The organism is Desulfoscipio gibsoniae DSM 7213 (assembly GCF_000233715.2).
GTDB lineage: Bacteria > Bacillota > Desulfotomaculia > Desulfotomaculales > Desulfallaceae > Sporotomaculum > Sporotomaculum gibsoniae.
The window spans coordinates 4,413,559-4,430,686 of sequence record NC_021184.1 but is presented as its reverse complement, the minus strand read 5'-3'; the positions used below and the strand labels follow the sequence as shown (position 1 = coordinate 4,430,686).

General features: G+C 51.4%; 16 protein-coding genes. 15 read left to right on the top strand and 1 reads right to left on the bottom strand.

What is annotated here, in order from left to right:
- Positions 1-59: 59 nt before the first annotated feature.
- From secA to DESGI_RS26255, 3 genes are all read left to right on the top strand, one after another.
- Complete coding sequence (secA, locus tag DESGI_RS20610; protein ID WP_006521363.1) at positions 60-2,687, top strand: preprotein translocase subunit SecA; 2,628 nt, start codon at positions 60-62, stop codon at positions 2,685-2,687.
- A gap of 235 nt (positions 2,688-2,922) precedes the next feature.
- Positions 2,923-4,027 (top strand): peptide chain release factor 2 gene (gene prfB, locus DESGI_RS20605; RefSeq protein WP_015618020.1). Its coding sequence is split into 2 segments (ribosomal slippage): positions 2,923-2,979 and positions 2,981-4,027, totalling 1,104 coding nucleotides; the frame shifts between segments, so codons are not numbered across the junction.
- A 162-nt stretch (positions 4,028-4,189) separates the two neighbouring features.
- Positions 4,190-4,318, top strand: coding sequence for a hypothetical protein (locus tag DESGI_RS26255; RefSeq protein WP_006521365.1), 129 nt, complete (start codon positions 4,190-4,192; stop codon positions 4,316-4,318).
- Positions 4,319-4,325: 7 nt separating this feature from the next.
- On the opposite strand, the gene DESGI_RS20600 is transcribed toward DESGI_RS26255, so the two are convergent.
- On the bottom strand, positions 4,326-4,841 hold the full coding sequence (locus DESGI_RS20600; protein ID WP_006521366.1) for a ferritin family protein: 516 nt from the start codon (positions 4,839-4,841) through the stop codon (positions 4,326-4,328).
- 264 nt (positions 4,842-5,105) lie between these two features.
- On the opposite strand from DESGI_RS20600, the gene DESGI_RS20595 reads away from it, so the two are divergent.
- The 12 genes from DESGI_RS20595 to DESGI_RS20540 all read left to right on the top strand — a co-directional run bounded on the left by DESGI_RS20595 (position 5,106) and on the right by DESGI_RS20540 (position 17,116).
- On the top strand, positions 5,106-5,963 hold the full coding sequence (locus DESGI_RS20595; RefSeq protein ID WP_006521367.1) for a YitT family protein: 858 nt from the start codon (positions 5,106-5,108) through the stop codon (positions 5,961-5,963).
- A 413-nt stretch (positions 5,964-6,376) separates the two neighbouring features.
- Positions 6,377-7,198: a transketolase gene (locus DESGI_RS20590; protein WP_006521368.1), complete on the top strand. Its 822-nt coding sequence runs from the start codon at positions 6,377-6,379 to the stop codon at positions 7,196-7,198.
- A gap of 41 nt (positions 7,199-7,239) precedes the next feature.
- Positions 7,240-8,187, top strand: coding sequence for a transketolase family protein (locus DESGI_RS20585; protein WP_006521369.1), 948 nt, complete (start codon positions 7,240-7,242; stop codon positions 8,185-8,187).
- A 252-nt stretch (positions 8,188-8,439) separates the two neighbouring features.
- Positions 8,440-9,126, top strand: a complete 687-nt coding sequence (gene ftsE / locus DESGI_RS20580) for a cell division ATP-binding protein FtsE (protein ID WP_006521370.1) — start codon at positions 8,440-8,442, stop codon at positions 9,124-9,126.
- A complete protein-coding gene (gene ftsX / locus DESGI_RS20575; RefSeq protein WP_006521371.1) occupies positions 9,116-10,003 on the top strand; it encodes a permease-like cell division protein FtsX in 888 nt (295 codons plus the stop codon). The genes ftsE and ftsX overlap by 11 nt, the downstream gene beginning before the upstream one ends.
- Positions 10,004-10,176: 173 nt before the next feature.
- Positions 10,177-11,310, top strand: a complete 1,134-nt coding sequence (locus DESGI_RS20570) for a murein hydrolase activator EnvC family protein (RefSeq protein WP_006521372.1) — start codon at positions 10,177-10,179, stop codon at positions 11,308-11,310.
- A gap of 244 nt (positions 11,311-11,554) precedes the next feature.
- On the top strand, positions 11,555-12,706 hold the full coding sequence (locus DESGI_RS20565; RefSeq protein WP_006521373.1) for a S41 family peptidase: 1,152 nt from the start codon (positions 11,555-11,557) through the stop codon (positions 12,704-12,706).
- A 161-nt stretch (positions 12,707-12,867) separates the two neighbouring features.
- Positions 12,868-14,109 (top strand): PDZ domain-containing protein, encoded by a 1,242-nt coding sequence (locus DESGI_RS20560; RefSeq protein ID WP_006521374.1) that lies wholly within the window; start codon positions 12,868-12,870, stop codon positions 14,107-14,109.
- A 182-nt stretch (positions 14,110-14,291) separates the two neighbouring features.
- On the top strand, positions 14,292-14,486 hold the full coding sequence (locus tag DESGI_RS20555; RefSeq protein WP_006521375.1) for a CooT family nickel-binding protein: 195 nt from the start codon (positions 14,292-14,294) through the stop codon (positions 14,484-14,486).
- 423 nt (positions 14,487-14,909) lie between these two features.
- Positions 14,910-15,479 (top strand): non-canonical purine NTP pyrophosphatase, encoded by a 570-nt coding sequence (locus DESGI_RS20550; RefSeq protein ID WP_006521376.1) that lies wholly within the window; start codon positions 14,910-14,912, stop codon positions 15,477-15,479.
- Positions 15,473-16,288 carry an SIR2 family protein gene (locus tag DESGI_RS20545; protein ID WP_006521377.1) on the top strand — a complete coding sequence of 272 codons (816 nt, stop codon included), beginning with the start codon at positions 15,473-15,475 and terminating at the stop codon, positions 16,286-16,288. Before DESGI_RS20550 ends, DESGI_RS20545 begins: the two co-directional genes overlap by 7 nt.
- Positions 16,289-16,519: 231 nt before the next feature.
- On the top strand, positions 16,520-17,116 hold the full coding sequence (locus DESGI_RS20540) for a uracil-DNA glycosylase (RefSeq protein ID WP_006521378.1): 597 nt from the start codon (positions 16,520-16,522) through the stop codon (positions 17,114-17,116).
- Positions 17,117-17,128: the final 12 nt, after the last annotated feature.

Genomic DNA, 17,128 nt, shown 5'->3' with positions numbered 1-17,128 from the left:
AGCGCATATTCACGGGAACCGTAGGGTTCCCTTGCTTTTATTTTAGAAAGGTGATAACCATGTTAAAATTTATACGTAATTGGTTAGATGATAACTCAAGGGAAATAAAACGATTGCAAAAAACCGTAACCCGGATAAATGAATTGGAACAGGAAATAAGTGCTTTTTCAGATGAGCAGCTGCAGAACCAAACATTGCAGTTTAGGGCACGGCTGGAGCAGGGGGCTTCGCTGGGTGACTTGCTGCCCGAAACCTTTGCTGTTGTGCGAGAGGCCTCCAAACGGGTACTGGGCATGCGCCATTTTGATGTGCAATTGCTGGGTGGTATAGTGCTGCACAATGGTAAAATTGCCGAGATGCGCACCGGTGAAGGTAAAACGCTGGTGGCCACACTGCCCGTTTACTTAAATGCCCTGACCGGTAAGGGGGTGCACGTGGTAACGGTAAACGATTACCTGGCCCGCCGGGATAGCGAGTGGATGGGTCGCATCTATAAGTTCCTGGGTTTGTCCGTGGGGCTAATTGTGCATGGGCTCAGCTGGGATGAGCGCAAGCATTCCTACAATTGTGACATAACCTACGGCACCAACAATGAGTTTGGTTTCGACTACCTGAGGGACAATATGGCGCTAAGGGCGAAGCAGTTGGTGCAGCGGCCGCTGCATTACGCCATCGTGGACGAGGTGGACAGCATTCTGATTGATGAGGCTCGCACCCCTCTGATAATCTCGGGCCAGGCGGATAAGGCCACGGACCACTATTTTACCTTTGCGCGATTGGTGCCGCGACTGCAGAAGGATACCGATTACACAGTTGATGAAAAGGCGCACACAGTGGTGCTCACCGAGGAGGGCGTGACCCGGGTGGAGCAGATGCTGGGTGTGGAGAACCTTTACGATGATGTAAATATGCAGCTTACCCACCACCTGAACCAGGCACTGAAGGCACATGCGCTGATGAAGCGGGACCGGGACTACGTGGTTAAGGACGGTGAGGTGATCATCGTCGACGAGTTCACCGGCCGCATGATGTTCGGGCGTCGCTACAGCGATGGGTTGCATCAGGCCATTGAAGCCAAGGAGGGCGTACGCGTCGAGCGGGAGTCCCAGACACTGGCCACTATTACCTTCCAGAACTATTTCCGCATGTATGATAAGCTGGCCGGTATGACGGGTACCGCCGAGACCGAGCAAGAGGAATTTCGCAAAATTTATAATCTTGATGTGGTGGTGATACCCACCAACAAGCCTATGGTCCGCGAAGACCGGTCCGACGTGGTGTATAAAAATGAAAAAGCCAAGTTTCAAGCGGGGGTGGAGGAAATTGCCCAGAAGCATGCCACCGGCCAGCCCGTGTTGGTGGGTACCATCTCAATTGAAAAATCCGAGGTATTGAGTGATATGCTGCGCCGAAGGGGAGTGCCCCACCAGGTGCTTAATGCCAAATATCATGATAAGGAAGCTGAGATTGTGGCCCAGGCCGGCCGGCTGGGGGCTGTGACTATTGCCACCAATATGGCGGGACGCGGTACTGACATTGTGCTGGGGGGCAATCCCGAGTTTTTGGCCCAGGCCGAACTGCGCAGCCGCAAAGATTATGATCCCGATGATCACGCAGCTGCCGGGAAACTGTACCAGCAGCTGCTGGAAAAATATAAGCAGCAGTGTGCCGATGAGCACCGCCGGGTAGTGGAAGCAGGCGGGCTGCATATTATAGGTACGGAGCGGCATGAAAGCCGCCGTATAGATAACCAGCTGCGGGGTCGTTCGGGACGCCAGGGAGACCCGGGTTCCAGCCAGTTTTTCAGTTCTCTGGAAGATGATTTGATGCGGCTGTTCGGCTCTGATAATATTGCCGGTATAATGGATAAACTGGGGTTAGAGGAAGATGTGCCCATTGAGCACGGCCTGGTCACCAGATCCATTGAAAACGCCCAGAAACGGGTGGAGAACCGCAACTTTGGCATCCGCAAACATGTGCTGGAGTATGACGATGTGATGAACCAGCAGCGGGAGGTTATTTACCAGCAGCGCATGAAGGTGCTGCTGGAGGAGAACCTCAAGGATGTGGTGCTGCAGATGATTACCGACTCGGTGCAGCGTGCGGTGGAGGTATATGCGCCGGATGGGGTGATCCCGGAGGAGTGGGATTTGGAAGGTTTATTGACCCACGCCGAGCAGCTTTTCCTGCCCGGTCACGATTTGCAGCCGGCGGATCTGGAGGACATGGGACGCGAAGCTATAAAAGATCTCCTGCTGGAAAAATCTTTGGCGGCTTACGACGCCCGGGAATCCGAGTTGGGTGCGGAGGTGCTGCGGGAGCTGGAGCGGGCTGTACTGCTGCGCATGGTGGACGAAAAGTGGATGGATCACCTGGACGCCATGGATCAGCTGCGGGAGGGTATTGGTCTCAGGGCCTACGGCCAGAAGAACCCTCTAGTTGAATATAAATTTGAAAGCTACCAGATGTTTCAGAATATGGTGGAAGCTATTCAAGACGACGTGGTGCGCTACGTGTTCCGGGTGAGCCTGGTGCAGGCGCCCCAGCAGCAGCAACGCCAAACCGTAGAGAACAAGTACCAAAACGATACTGCACCGCAACCAGTGCGCCGTGAAGCCAAAATCGGCCGCAACGACCCCTGCCCCTGCGGCAGCGGCAAAAAATACAAAAAATGCTGCGGCAAATAGCACCGGTGCCGGGTGTTGAAAGGTTGAAAGGTTGAAAGTTAAAGATTATGAAACTAATGGTGTCGGGTGTTTAAAGTTGAAGGTTGAAGGGGTTTAAGTTTAAAGTTGAAATGCTAAAGGTTGAAATGCTAAAGGTTGAAAGGTTAAATTAAAGTTCAAGTTGGATGTTGAAGCTTGAAAGCTTGAAAGTTTGTTGAAAGGTTGAAGGTTGTTTGTAATAAAGGAGGAGTAGCATTTGTTCAGTGAACTGCGCAGAGAACTGGAGCCCCTGAAGAAACGCATTGATGATTTGAGGGTTTCTCTTTGACATAGCCGGTAAGGAACAAAAAATAGCCGAGCTGGAAAAGGAAATGACCTTGGAAGGGTTTTGGGAAGAACAGTCCCGGGCTCAAGAAGTGACGCAGACCGTCACTAATTTGAAGGAACGAATTACCGCCTTTAGCGAGCTTTACGGAGCTATGGAAGACCTGGAAGTGCTTATTGACCTGGGAGAAGAGGAGAATGACGATAGTTTGGCGGATGAAGCCGAGGCGGCTTTGGCCCAGTTAAACCGGCGGGTGGCCGGCCTGGAGATGCAGGTAATGCTCAGCGGGCCGTACGATGCCGGCAATGCTATCGTAGCTATGCACGCCGGTGCCGGGGGCACTGAGGCCCAGGATTGGGTGGCCATGCTGCTGCGCATGTTTACCCGCTGGGCGGAAAACCGCGGTTTTAGAGTTAATATTATGGATATGCTGCCCGGTGACGAGGCGGGTGTAAAAAGCGTTACTTTTTCAGTGGCGGGCCATAACGCCTTTGGTTACCTGAGGTCCGAGAAAGGGGTGCACCGGCTGGTGCGCATTTCTCCTTTCGACGCTGCGGGGCGGCGGCACACCTCTTTTGCCTCGGTGGATGTACTCCCCGAGGTGCAGGACGATATTGATGTGCAAATTGACCCCGAGGACCTCAAAATTGATACCTATCGCTCCGGGGGGGCCGGCGGGCAGCATGTAAACAAGACAGATTCGGCGGTGCGCATCACCCACTTGCCCACCGGTATAGTGGTACAGTGCCAGAATGAGCGCTCTCAGCTGTCCAATCGCAACACCGCCATGAAACTGCTTAAGGCCAAGTTATTTGATTTGGAGATGCAAAAGAAGGATGCCGAGCTGGCTCAAATGCGTGGTGAGAATAAGGAAATCGCCTGGGGCAGCCAGATACGCTCTTATGTTTTCCATCCCTACTCGCTGGTTAAGGACCACCGCACAGGGGTGGAGATGGGTAATGTCGATGCCGTGATGGATGGTGAAATTGACGATTTTATTACTGCCTACCTGCGGGAGCAAGCCCGCAGCGGGTAAATGCAGCTGCTGTTGACAGAACTTAAAACCCGCAAGTTACCGGGCGTAAGCCCTGGTAAAGGCGGGTTTTATTTTTATTTTCCGTTACTATTATTCGATAAGAATATTTATGCACGGTAAAGCATAATTAACATATTCAAGCAAGTGGAGCAGGTCATTGCAATGCTAGTAATTCCCGGTGCTGCTGTTTCAGCACCGGGAATTATTATTATGTGGCTGGATACAACTTTCAACTTTCAACACCCGGCACCGGCGGACAATCTTTTAACAACCGGCACCGGTAAAAGGTAGGGGTGCTTTACTTGTATACGTTCGATATTTGGAGGTGCTCCGTTTCGATTTCGGCAAGGGCACGGAATATTTCCCGTACCCGTGAGTCTTGGCCCTGGGCAGCGGATTGCAGGTAGTATTTAATGGCCCGGTGTTCCCGCAGGTGGGCTTCTTCAAATTTTTCCTTGTCATTGTCCGGGCAGCTTTCCTGGGTGAACCCGGGCATTTCCTCACCCATCATGCGGGCCAGCACTTCGGCGTGCTCCATTTCTTGCTTGGCCAGGCGCTTAAATATAGCCTGGTTGAATATGTTTTCCGACTTATCTGCACAGCACTTGTAAAATGTCCAGTTGCTTATTTCAAACCCCAGGGCGGTTCGGCATTTTTCCATATCGTTTTGGTCCAGATTTAGCTTGCCATAATCGATCCATTCTGCTGCGTGCACCATTTGCCTGCCGGCGGCCCCGCAGAAAGGGCACCGGTCGGGAACTGTATCCCCCAGGTAAACTTCCCCGCATATTTGACAGCGCATTGGTTTCATCATTCTCCATCACCTCAAAGTTATTTTTAGCCCCGGGGAGCCTTGCTATGCAAATAGCGCTCCTTTTTTCGACAGTAAAAAAGGGTTTTCTTAAAATAAACAAGAATATTATGGACTGTTATGTTACGGCATGTCAGGCCATATATACCAATTGTACAATTTGAGAGATATTAAGGCAGGTTTGAAGCATAACCGGGCCGGACGGAATATGATAAAAGAGCGGGGAAAAGCTAAGGATATATTGTAGCCAACTGCGGGGAGATTTTAGTGTCCTGGAAGATATTTACCAAGTTTTTTTGGGTAACAGTGGGGGTGGCGATTACCGCCCTGGGACTGGATCTGTTTCTGGTGCCCAACAAGATTGCCGCCGGCGGAACCAGTGGTATTGCCACCATATTGCACTATATCATCGGTACTCCGGTGGGCATTACCATGCTGGCGCTGGATGTGCCGCTGTATATCCTGGGAATATACAGGCTGGGTCTGGGTTTCGGGCTCCGGTCATTATATGGTTCGGTAAGCCTTGCGGTACTTGTGGACCTGTTCAGTTTGTACGTGCCCGTACCCACCAGGGATCCTCTTTTGGCCAGCTTGTTCGGGGGCGTGATGGTGGGGCTGGGATTGGGTCTCGTTTTTCGTTTTCGAGGCACCACCGGGGGAACCGATCTGGCTGCGGCTATCCTGCGTACCTATACGGGTATAAATATTGGCCAATTGCTGTTTTTGGTGGACGGCATCGTTGTGGTGGCGGCGGGTTTGGTTTTCCATTCCTGGGAGCTGGCTTTTTATGCTTTGATTTCTATATTCGTCTTTACCCGTGTGATAGATATGGTCCAGGAGGGTATCAGCTATGCCAAGGCGTTTTTTATAATTTCCGACCATACCAGTATTATCGCTGATAGGGTATTGACGGACCTGGGACGGGGTGCCACCGCTCTTAATGGGCGGGGACTGTATACCGGCAGCGACCGGGAGGTGATATTAACCGTGGTCAACCGCTCCGAGGTCACCCGGCTCAAGGAAATGGTTTACGAAGTCGACCCCCGGGCATTTATCATAGTAGCCGACGTTCGGGAGGTGCTTGGGGAGGGTTTTAAAGAGTACGGCGGTGGGAAAGATTTCTAATTGATGCCGTCCAATAGGTGCCGTCTAACTGGTGCCGGGTGTTGAAAGGTTGAAAGGTTGAAAGTTGCAAATAAAAATCCACGACACCAGCAAAACACCAAACCAGCATCAATAACACAATAACACAATAACACCAACAGCAACACTTAATCTACAACACCCCAATATCAAAATCACCGCCAGGTTTCAATAAAACAATACTATAACATTCAACCTTTCAACACCCGGTACCAACGGTCTGCCGCCCACCCAGCGCTTTTTAACCCGGGCTAACGCCAGCATCAACCGGTATATACCCTGTGTTTTTCACTTTGAGTTTATATTAAATATTTGCGCTGATGGTATTAACAAACGGTGTTTATCAGTTCGAATAAAAATTTCGATTTGGTCAGAATAAATTGGGAGGTTTTAAAATGAGTGGACAAGCGGAAAAACTGGCGCAACTGCGGGGACAGGCCCGGCAGATCAGGCGTCACATAATTTCCATGGTGGGGGAGGCCGGTTCGGGCCACCCGGGCGGGTCATTATCAGCGGCTGATATTGTAACCGCACTTTATTTTGATGTAATGCGCATAGATCCCCAAAACCCGGGGTGGCCGGAGCGGGACCGTTTCGTGTTATCCAAGGGGCACGCCGCGCCGGTACTGTACGCCGCCCTTGCCGAGCGGGGTTATTTTCCGGTAGGGGATTTGCAGACGCTGCGCAAACTGGGCAGCCCGCTCCAGGGGCATCCGGATATGCGCAAGGTCCCCGGAGTGGAAATGTCCACCGGATCACTGGGGCAGGGATTATCCGCGGCCAATGGCATGGCCCTGGCCGGCAAGCTGGACGGCAGGGATTACCGCGTGTTCGTGCTGTTGGGAGACGGTGAAATTGAGGAGGGGCAGATCTGGGAAGCTGCCATGGCTGCCGCTCATTATAAACTGGATAATGTGACCGCCTTTTTGGATTATAACGGCTTGCAAATCGACGGCCCCACCGACGAGGTAATGTCGCCCGAGCCTTTAGCCGATAAGTGGCGTGCCTTTGGCTGGGATGTGCAGGAGATAGACGGGCATGATATGGAGCAAATACTGGCTGCCATTGCCCGGGCCAGGGAAACCAGGGACAAGCCCGGGATAATCATTGCCCGGACAGTAAAGGGCAAGGGTGTTTCCTTTATGGAGAATGAGGTAGGCTGGCACGGTGCGGCACCCAAACCTGAGCAGGTGGAAAAAGCACTGGCCGAGCTCTAACGAATAGGATTTTTTTACTAGTTTAATAGGAGGTTTGTCGAATGACCAAGAAAATAGCCACCCGGGAAGCGTACGGTGCGGCACTGGTGGAATTAGGACAAAAAAACCCCGACGTTGTGGTGCTGGACGCGGATTTATCCAAGTCTACCAAAACCCATGACTTTAGTAAAAATTCCCCCCAAAGGTTTTTTAATATGGGTATTGCCGAGCAAAACATGATGGGTACGGCTGCCGGGCTGGCTGCAGCGGGGAAAGTCTCCTTTGCCAGTACATTTGCCGTATTTGCCACCGGGCGGGTATACGATCAAATAAGAAACAGTATTGCTTATCCCCGTCTCAACGTTAAAATAGGAGCCACTCACGCCGGTATTACCGTAGGCGAGGACGGAGCTTCCCACCAGTCGGTGGAGGATATAGCGCTGATGCGTTGTTTGCCCAATATGACTGTTTTTGTGCCCGCCGATGCCGTGGAAACCAGGGCGGCAGTGTTGGCCGCGGCGGAAATTGACGGGCCGGTTTACATAAGATTGGGGCGTTCCGGAGTACCCGTACTGCATGATGAGAATAAGTTTAACTTTGTGCCCGGCCGGGCGGTTACGCTGCGGGAAGGCAATGATGCTGTTATTATCGCCTGCGGCATTATGGTGAGCGCTGCTCTGGAGGCTGCGGAACAGCTGGCCGGCCAGGGCATTGAGGTGCAGGTGCTGGATATGCATACGATTAAGCCCCTGGACGTGGATGCGGTGGTGGCAGCGGCCAGGGCGACGGGCGCGGTGGTTACCGCTGAAGAACATAGTATTATTGGCGGTCTGGGCGGTGCCGTGGCCGAGGTGCTGGCGGAAAATTATCCGGTGCCCATGCGCCGGGTAGGCGTGCAGGATACTTTCGGTGAATCCGGTAAACTCCAGGATTTGTTGGAAAAATACGGGCTTACCCCTGCCGATTTGGTCCGGGCAGTGCAAGAGGTGCTGCAGCGTAAAGGTAAATGAGGCTCCGGCGACGATATTATGGTAAATTATGTAAAACAGAACAAGCTCCTGCAAAAAATACCCTTCGGGGTATTTTATTTTTCCTTTTCTTGAAGGTTTTACTTGTTTTGCCGTCGAAATGCCCATCTAGTGAAGGATTTATTATTGCAGCTGTCGAATTAACTGAACTGTTGAATTAACTTAACATGAAGAACTATCAATCGGACTATAAACGACAACCTGATGAAAGCAGAATAAATATGAGGAGCTCGTATGATACAAATATACAATGTATCCAAAAAATACCCTAACGAAGTAAAAGCCCTCAACGACATTACTTTGCACATTAAGAAAGGGGAGTTTGTCTTTTTAGTGGGTCCCAGCGGGGCAGGTAAGTCTACCTTGACCAAATTGATTTGCCGGGAGGAACTGCCCAGTCGCGGGCAGGTTATCGTCAATGGCCGCAGCGTGGTAAGGATGAAGAACCGGGAAGTACCTTACCTGCGGCGCAAAATTGGTATGGTGTTTCAAGACTTTCGGCTTATTCCCAACAAAACTGTTTTTGAAAATGTAGCCTTCGCCCTGGAGATAACCGGTGCCTCTCGCAAGGAGATAAAGCGGGTGGTGCCGGCGGTACTGCGCATGGTGGGCATGGATAAGAAGATCAAGATGCTGCCGGCCCAGCTTTCGGGGGGTGAGCAGCAGCGTACCGCCGTGGCTCGCGCCATCGTCAATAATCCGGTGCTAATACTGGCGGATGAACCCACGGGCAACCTGGACCCCGATACCTCCTGGGATTTGATGAAACTCTTTATGGATATCAACCGCCGGGGCACCACCATTTTAATGGCCACCCATGCCTGGGACATTGTGGATGATATGAAGAAAAGGGTGGTGCAGCTCGTCAACGGTGTTATTGTCCGGGACGAGGAAGGCGGGGTATACAACCATGATCATTAACACCTTTAAGTATTATATCCGTGAGGCTGCCACATCTTTAATCCGCAATAGTTGGCTGACCGTTGCTTCGGTGGGTACCATTGTAATTTCACTGCTTATTTTGGGCAGTTCGCTGCTGCTGGTGCTTAATGTGCGGCAGGTTGCTTCCGATGTGGAGTCCAGTTTGGAGATCACTGTTTTTTTGGAGGACGATCTGGAGCAGGACCGTTTGGATCAAATGAAGGAGGAGATTCAATTTGTGCCCGGGGTGGCCCGGGTGGATTTTGTCACCAAGGAGCAGGCTCTGGAGAATTTAAAAGAAAGCTTGGACGATAGAGCCTATCTGGTCAGCGGGCTGGAGGACGACAACCCCTTGCCCAATTCATATGTTGTGAAAACCAGGGAGGCCGAACTGGTGCCCGATGCGGCCCGGCAGCTGAAAAAGTTGGAGGGCGTTGAGCAGGTGCGCTACGGCCAGGGTGTGGTGGAAAATTTGCTGGCCCTCACCCACTGGGTGCGCATTTGGGGATCGCTGGCTTTGCTGGTGCTGGGGGTAGCGGCTGTATTGCTTATTTCCACTACCATTCGCATGTCGGTTTTTGCCCGGCGGCGGGAGATCGGCATTATGAAGATGCTGGGGGCCACCAATATTTTTGTACGCATGCCATTTATGCTGGAAGGCATGATCATTGGGGTGACGGGCGGTCTTATAGCTGCGCTGCTGATTAATTTCGGTTACCTGTCGCTGCTGAACAAAGTGATGTTTTCATTGCCATTTATCCAATTGGTTGACGATCCGGTGACTATCTACCGGGTTCTGGGCGGCCTGCTGGGGGCGGGCTTTGTAATTGGCGCGTTGGGCAGTGCTATATCGCTGCGCCGTTTTCTGCGGGTATAGCGTTAACACTTATCTTATATTTTAAAATGTCTAAATCATAACCACCTCATGGAAATGGTATTTGCGATGACATCTTTGTAATTAGCACAATGCTATTAGTGCCAACGTTTGGCGATCATTTGTTCATTATAAGTTAAAAAAGCTAAAAAAAATGATGAATGGAGGAGCTTCTGGTGCGTTCGGGTGGTAAATCGTGGAAAAAAAGGATAACTGCGCTGACGCTGGCTGCAGCCATGACTTTGGGATATGGTACGGCGTACGGGGCCAGTCTACAGGAAATGCTGCAGCAGACCAGGCAAAAAATTAATCAAACCAAGCAGCAGCAAAATGCAAAGAAAGAGGAAGTTAAAGATTACTCCGGTGAGGCGGCTGCGCTGGACCAGCAAATTGTTCAAAAGAACCAGGAAATAAGCAGTTTGCGGGAACAGCTGGACGTGGCTGCGGCCAAGCTGGCCAAAAATGAGAGGGAAATAGACCAGGCTGAGTTGGAACTGCAGGAAAGCACCGAAGAATTGCATAAACGAGTACGGGGGATGTACATAAACGGTAATGTGCAATATATTGAAGTGCTGCTGGCCTCCAGCAGTTTCGGCGAGTTTTTAAATCGCTATGAACTCCTTAAACGGGTGGTTGACCGAGATGTGGGCGTGATCAAAGAGGTGGAGGATCGTAAGCAGGAACTGGAAAAAATGCGCCAGGCGCTGGCCCAACAGAAGGAAAACATCGCTGCACTAATGCGGCAGCAGGAGGCGGCCCGCCAGGAGCTGGCCTCCAGGAGTGCTGAAAAAAAGCAAATGCTGGCCGAGGCCCAGCATGATTTGACCAAATACCAGGCTGAAGTAGACCGGTTGGAGCGGCAGGAGGAGGACATTGTCCGGCGTATAGCCACACAAAATGCCGGCCAGCAGCCTGCTGCTACGGGTGCATACCTCTGGCCGGTGCCGGGGCATACATCTGTATCGTCACCCTATGGTTACCGGATACACCCTATTTTAAAAACCCAGCGGTTGCATACCGGCATTGATATTCCGGCCCCGTCAGGTGCCACTGTGCAGGCCACCCAGGGCGGGCGGGTAATCAATGTAAGCTACATGAGCGGTTACGGTAATGTGGTAATGATCGATCATGGCGGTGGCATTGTTTCACTGTATGCGCACTTGTCCGCCCAGCTGGTGGGCAATGGCGCAGTGGTATCCAAGGGCCAGGCCATCGCCAGGGTGGGCAGCACCGGTATGTCCACAGGGCCGCACCTGCATTTTGAAATCAGGGTCAACGGTTCAACAGTCAATCCGAGAAATTACGTTTAGAATTTGTACCGGGTGTTGAAAGTTGAAAGTTGAAAGGTAGATGGCCCCAAAGACATCTTTATAAACAGAAGCAGTTGAGTCAAATGTTTTAGTTGACTGCATTAAAGCGAGTGAACTTACTAGAGGACAGGCCTTTCCATTAGCAGGAAAAAGGCCGTCCTTTTTATTTCTTGTAATTCAACCTGCCTTAATGTAGTATAATATGGTATGTGATTTTACCCGGAAAATGGCAGGTGGCTTAAAGATGAATGGATACAAATATAAAAGCGGCGGCATATCCCGCTGGCTGACAGTACTGGCCGTTGTTTTTTTTGCATTGTTTGTACTTGTGGGAAGTGTTGTAGGCAGCAACTACCAGCATATCGGCAATTTAATTAAAGTAATTTCGCTGGTGAGAACCCAGTATATTGAGCCGGTGCAGACCACCAGCCTGGTAGACGGGGCTATGCGTGGTATCGTGGAGTCACTGCAGGATCCTTATTCTGTGTACCTGGATGCGCAGACTTTTAAACGCCTGCAGGAGCAGATCAGCGGCAGCTTTGGCGGGCTGGGCATACTGGTGGGAGTTAATAATGACGAATTGCTTACTGTGGTGCGGGTGTATGAAGACACACCCGCCGCCGGTGAGGGTATGCGGGCCGGTGATATAATCATGGGCATTGATGACCGGGATGTCCAGGGGCTTGATTTGGATACGGCTATTGGCCTGATGCGCGGCCCGGTGGGCAGTGATATTAAACTGAGTGTGGCGCGCGAGGGTCATGCCGAGTTCATTGACTTTAACATTACCAGGCAAGAAATCAGTGTTCCCAGCGTGGAGGGGCGGATGCTGCCAAATTCCCGTATTGGCTATGTTGCCGTCAGCCAGTTTAATGAAAAAACCCCGGATGAAATGCAGCAAGTGCTGGCCAATCTGAAGGACCAGGGCATGCAGGGTATTGTTCTGGATTTGCGTGACAACCCCGGCGGTGAGCTTATTGCGGCCACCCGGGTGGCCGACAACTTTGTTCCCAAAGGGCCGATAGTGTATATTGATTACCGGACGGGTGCCGAGGATGTAAAAGAAGCAGACGGCAGCTACCTGGGCCTGCCCATGTCCGTGCTGGTCAACGGGGGTAGTGCCAGCGCCGCTGAAATACTGGCCGGTGCCGTGAAGGACACCGGAGTCGGCGTTTTGGTGGGTACCCGTACTTTCGGCAAGGGCATTGTACAAACGGTGTTCTCACTGGATAATGACGCAGGCTTAAAACTAACCACAGCCCGCTACCTGACCCCCAAGAAAAAGGATATCCATAAAAAGGGCGTCATGCCGGACGTGGTGATGGAAGACCTGCCGGACCAACCCGGCGACGAGCAGCTGGATAAAGCCGTTGAACTGGTGAAACAGCAATTGTAACCGGTGCCGGTTGTTGAAAGGTTGAAAGATTACCGGGTGCCGTTGTGTTCGGTGCCGGGTGTTGAAAGGTTGAAAGATTGCCGGGTGCCGTTATAGCCGGTGCAGGTTATACAAAGTATAAGGTCATAGGGTTATTCCGTGGCTGGTTTGAGGTGAGTTAAATGTTCCCCTTTGGCGATATATTGCCCATGATTATCGTTAATATGGAGCTGATGCTGCGGGAGCCCATATTTTGGATTGTGGTGGTGCTGATTGGGCTGCAATACCGGCGTATGCATAATGTGCGGGAAAGTATTTACGGGATGCCGCTTAAATCCAACTGGAGCGAGGTGGGCACCGCCTTACTGCTGGGTATGCTGGGCGGTATGCTGGGTAGTATACTGATGGTATTCATTGGGGTGACGCTTACCGGCTCGGGATTGATGTATATCTGGCCCCTGGCTATATTGCTTATGTTAATCGACGCGCGGTTTATTTGTTTTGCCTACGCGGGGGGAATACTGGCCCTATCCAGGTTGTTGTTCGGTTTTCCACAGGTCAACGTTACCCAGGTACTGGCTCTGGTAGCCGTGCTGCACATGGTGGAGAGCATACTGATCTTCTTCAGCGGCCATCTTGGTGCAGTACCTGCTTTTTTCCGGGACCGGACCGGCCGGGTGGTGGGTGGTTTTACACTGCAAAAATTTTGGCCGATTCCCATTGCGGCACTAGCGTTTATGGCGGGTATTGATGTTCCACCGGGCAGTGTGGATATGCCTGAATGGTGGCCGCTGATCAGCCCCGGAGCGGAGGATGCGGAAAATATCGTCTATACTCTGATACCTGTGGTGGCGGCGCTGGGCTACGGTGATATGGCCATTGCCCGGAGCCCGCGACAAAAAGGCTGGATATCCGCAGGTTACCTGGCTCTGTACAGCCTGGTGCTGCTTCTATTGGCGGTGCTGTCCGACCGGTCCTGGCTGCTGGGGGTGTTGGCTGCTTTGTTCTCGCCCCTGGGACATGAACTGGTGATCTATATCGGGCGCAAGCTGGAAATACAGGGTGAGCCCGTGCATGTACCCCATCCCGATGGGCTGGTAGTACTGGATGTGCTGGCTGAGTCGCCGGCCTGGCGGGCCGGCATGCGTTCCGGGGACCTGTTGGTGGCTGTTAACGGGGTGCCGGTGCGCAGCCGGGCGGAACTGGAGGCCATGCTGTATATCGGAAACCAATCCTTGCAGGTGGATTATATCAACCGCAAGGGGCGGCGCTGCCGGGGGGAACTATCCTATAGCAATAAACAAAGCCCGCTGGGTATCTTACCTGTGCCCGAGGGTGACGAGCAGGCGGCGGTAATGGATTTGAGTACCGCCGGACCGCTGGGCCGCTGGTTCTCGGGTTTTTGGCGGTGGCTGGGCAGATAAGCGGTATACATATGGCTAAATAGCGTGCCACAAATTATGCGTTGACACGCTCGTTTGAGTGAGGATATAATTTAACAAATGGAGCCAGGAAGGCTTCGGGCAGCGTAAAACGGCCACGGAGGTTTGACGCTAACTGCGTATAACCGAGGTGGTCTTTTGTCTTTTACAGGGAGGTGATTTATATGTGTGAAGCAAATGCATACCTGCGTCAGGATGGCAAAGAAGAAGTGATTATGGAAATGGTGGACAAAGTAATTCCGGAAGCTGACGGCCTGGTGCTGGAGGATATTTTCGGCCGCCGCAAGCAGATTAAGGCGAGAATTGCTGAACTGGCCCTGGTGGACCACCGCATTATCCTGGAAAAACATGATCAATAATATATCTTTACATTGAATGTATAATAATGCCTACTTGATAGTTATGCAGTATGATTAAGCCCGCCGCTGGAAGCGAATGCATCCAGCGGCGGGCTTAATGTTTTTTTTGAAGGTTAAAATGACTGTAATAGCCAGGATAATGTGGTAAAGACCGATGGTAAAGCCCGGTAAAGCCGTATCCTCAAGCTAAAGCGTGTCGCTTTTGGATACAAGAGAAGGAATTTTCGCCGGGAAAAAGAAGATATCACATAAAGATAGTTGTAAAGATTAGCCGGTTGAAAAATATAGTATTATATCCCGGTTTACTTGGCGATCTTTGTGCGGTTGTTAGTTTGCAATAATGTGCAATATATCGCTAATGTGCAAATAACCGGACTGTTTTATTGAGACTGTTTTACTCTTTTACTAAGGAGAATAATTTTTGTGGATAAGATAAAACCAATGAGATTTGTAACCGGCAACCGGCAAAAAATTATGGAATATGAACTGTTACTGGCTCCACATCAGTTTATACCTGTTAGTTTAAATGTCCGGGAACCCCAGGGGGATAACCAGCGGGAGGTTGTGCGCGGCAAGGTGCTGTTGGCCTTTGCCGAAAAAAGAGCCCGGTTATTTGTGGATCACACCGGGGTAAGCATTGATTCCTGGAATGATTTGCCCGGCGCTATGACCCCGGAGATGTGGGGGCAGTTGGGTATGTCCGGTTTTTTGCGGCTGATGCAGTGTGAAACCAGCCGGCGGGCCACGGTGCGTACCATTATCGGTTATTGCAACAGCCGCCGCATATATATTTTCGAGGCCGACATGCAGGGTACCATCGCCACCGAGCCTGATGGACCCACGGATACCTGGGAATGTTTATTCATACCTGATGGGTCGGCCAAATCACTGGCGGCTATGCCGCTGGAAGAGAAATTGAAAATATCGGCCCGGGGCCAGGCGGCCAAAAAATTTAAGGAGTTTTTATCCCTTCAGGCGGTGAGGACATGGTAAGTTACGACAAGTTAATGGATGAGCTGGCCCAGGACATCCGTGAAAAGAAAATTATCCCCTTTGTGGGGGCCGGTCTGTCACGCAATTTGGGACTGCCGGAATGGGATGTTTTGATGGCTAGGGTGGCTGAAGATCTGGATATTGATCCGGATATACTGTTTTTGCACGGGGACTTTTTGCAAATTGCCGAGTACCATATTATCTGCCATGGTGGCAGTAAAAACCGGATCAGTAAAATAATTGATCGCAACCTGCGCTCCATTAAGATTGATATTGCTGCCTCCCAGGCACACAAGTGCCTGGTGGATATGCATTTCCCTAAAATATATACTACTAATTTCGATGAAATGATTGAAATGGCCTTCCGGTATTACGGGGTACCCTATTACCCCATTGCCACATTGGACGATATTCTGGCTGCCCCGGACAACGTGACCCAGATTGTCAAGTTTCACGGCACCCTGGATCTTGACGAGACGCTGGTAATTAGTGAGACAGACTATCACAACAGGCTGGACATGGAAGGCCCTGTGGATATCAAATTGCGTGCGGATCTGCTGGGTAAAACCGTATTATTTTTAGGATACAGTTTTCGGGACCTTGATATTCGGTACATGTGGAGCAAGCTTTTTAAAATCATGCAAGCTAATTGCAAGGCTTTCATGGTCACCATGAAGCCTAACTATGTATTTGAAACGATTTACGGTAAAAAAGGCATGAAGTTCATCTGCCTGGATTCGGATGATTTCAGCGCTGATTTCACTGAATTCATGGTGGACCTGCGCAATCGCGTAAGGGGTCAGGCTTAAAGTTTCTTAAACTAACTTTATTATGCGAATAAGCAAATATAAGCTCTGGCACCTCACCTTATTCTAAAAAACCCTGGTTACAGCGGTAAACATAGTTGATCAAACCAACTGTATTAGGTTAACACTATTTCCAGGCGGTGTATCACTGTCCTAACCACTGATACCAAGAGCACGTCCTTTGGCGGGGCAAATGAAACTTGCGGAAAATGAAGTAAATGAAGGTGTTGTACGGTGAATGATAAACTCACTCGTTGGAACCGGGTAAAGGAAGTATGTCTGAGCTGCAGTGCTTGCCCCCTGGCGTCCCGGCGTACCAATGTGGTTTTCGGGGAGGGAGTTTTAGAGGCGCCCGTGATGTTTGTGGGTGAGGGCCCCGGGGAACAGGAGGATTTACAGGGGCGGCCGTTTGTCGGCCCGGCCGGGCAGCTGCTGGACCGGATGCTGGCCGCCATTGACCTTAGCCGGGAAAAAAACGCCATCATCTGCAATATTGTCAAGTGCCGGCCGCCCGGCAACCGGGTGCCCACCCCGGAGGAGGGCGAAAAATGTTTGCCATTTTTAAGAGCCCAGGTGGATATAGTGCGGCCCCGGATCATTGTGTGCCTGGGTGCGACGGCGGTGCGGCACATTATCGGCCCCGAGGCGCGTATTACCAGGACGCGGGGACAGTGGGCGGAGCGCAAAGGGTTCTGGATTACCTCTACTTACCATCCCGCCGCACTACTGCGGGATACTTCACGCAAGGCTGAGGCCTGGTCGGATATGCAGTCCATCCGGGCCAAGCTGGTCGAGCTGGGTTTGGCAACCCCGGCCTCGAGTTCCCGGTAAGCCTGTGGGATG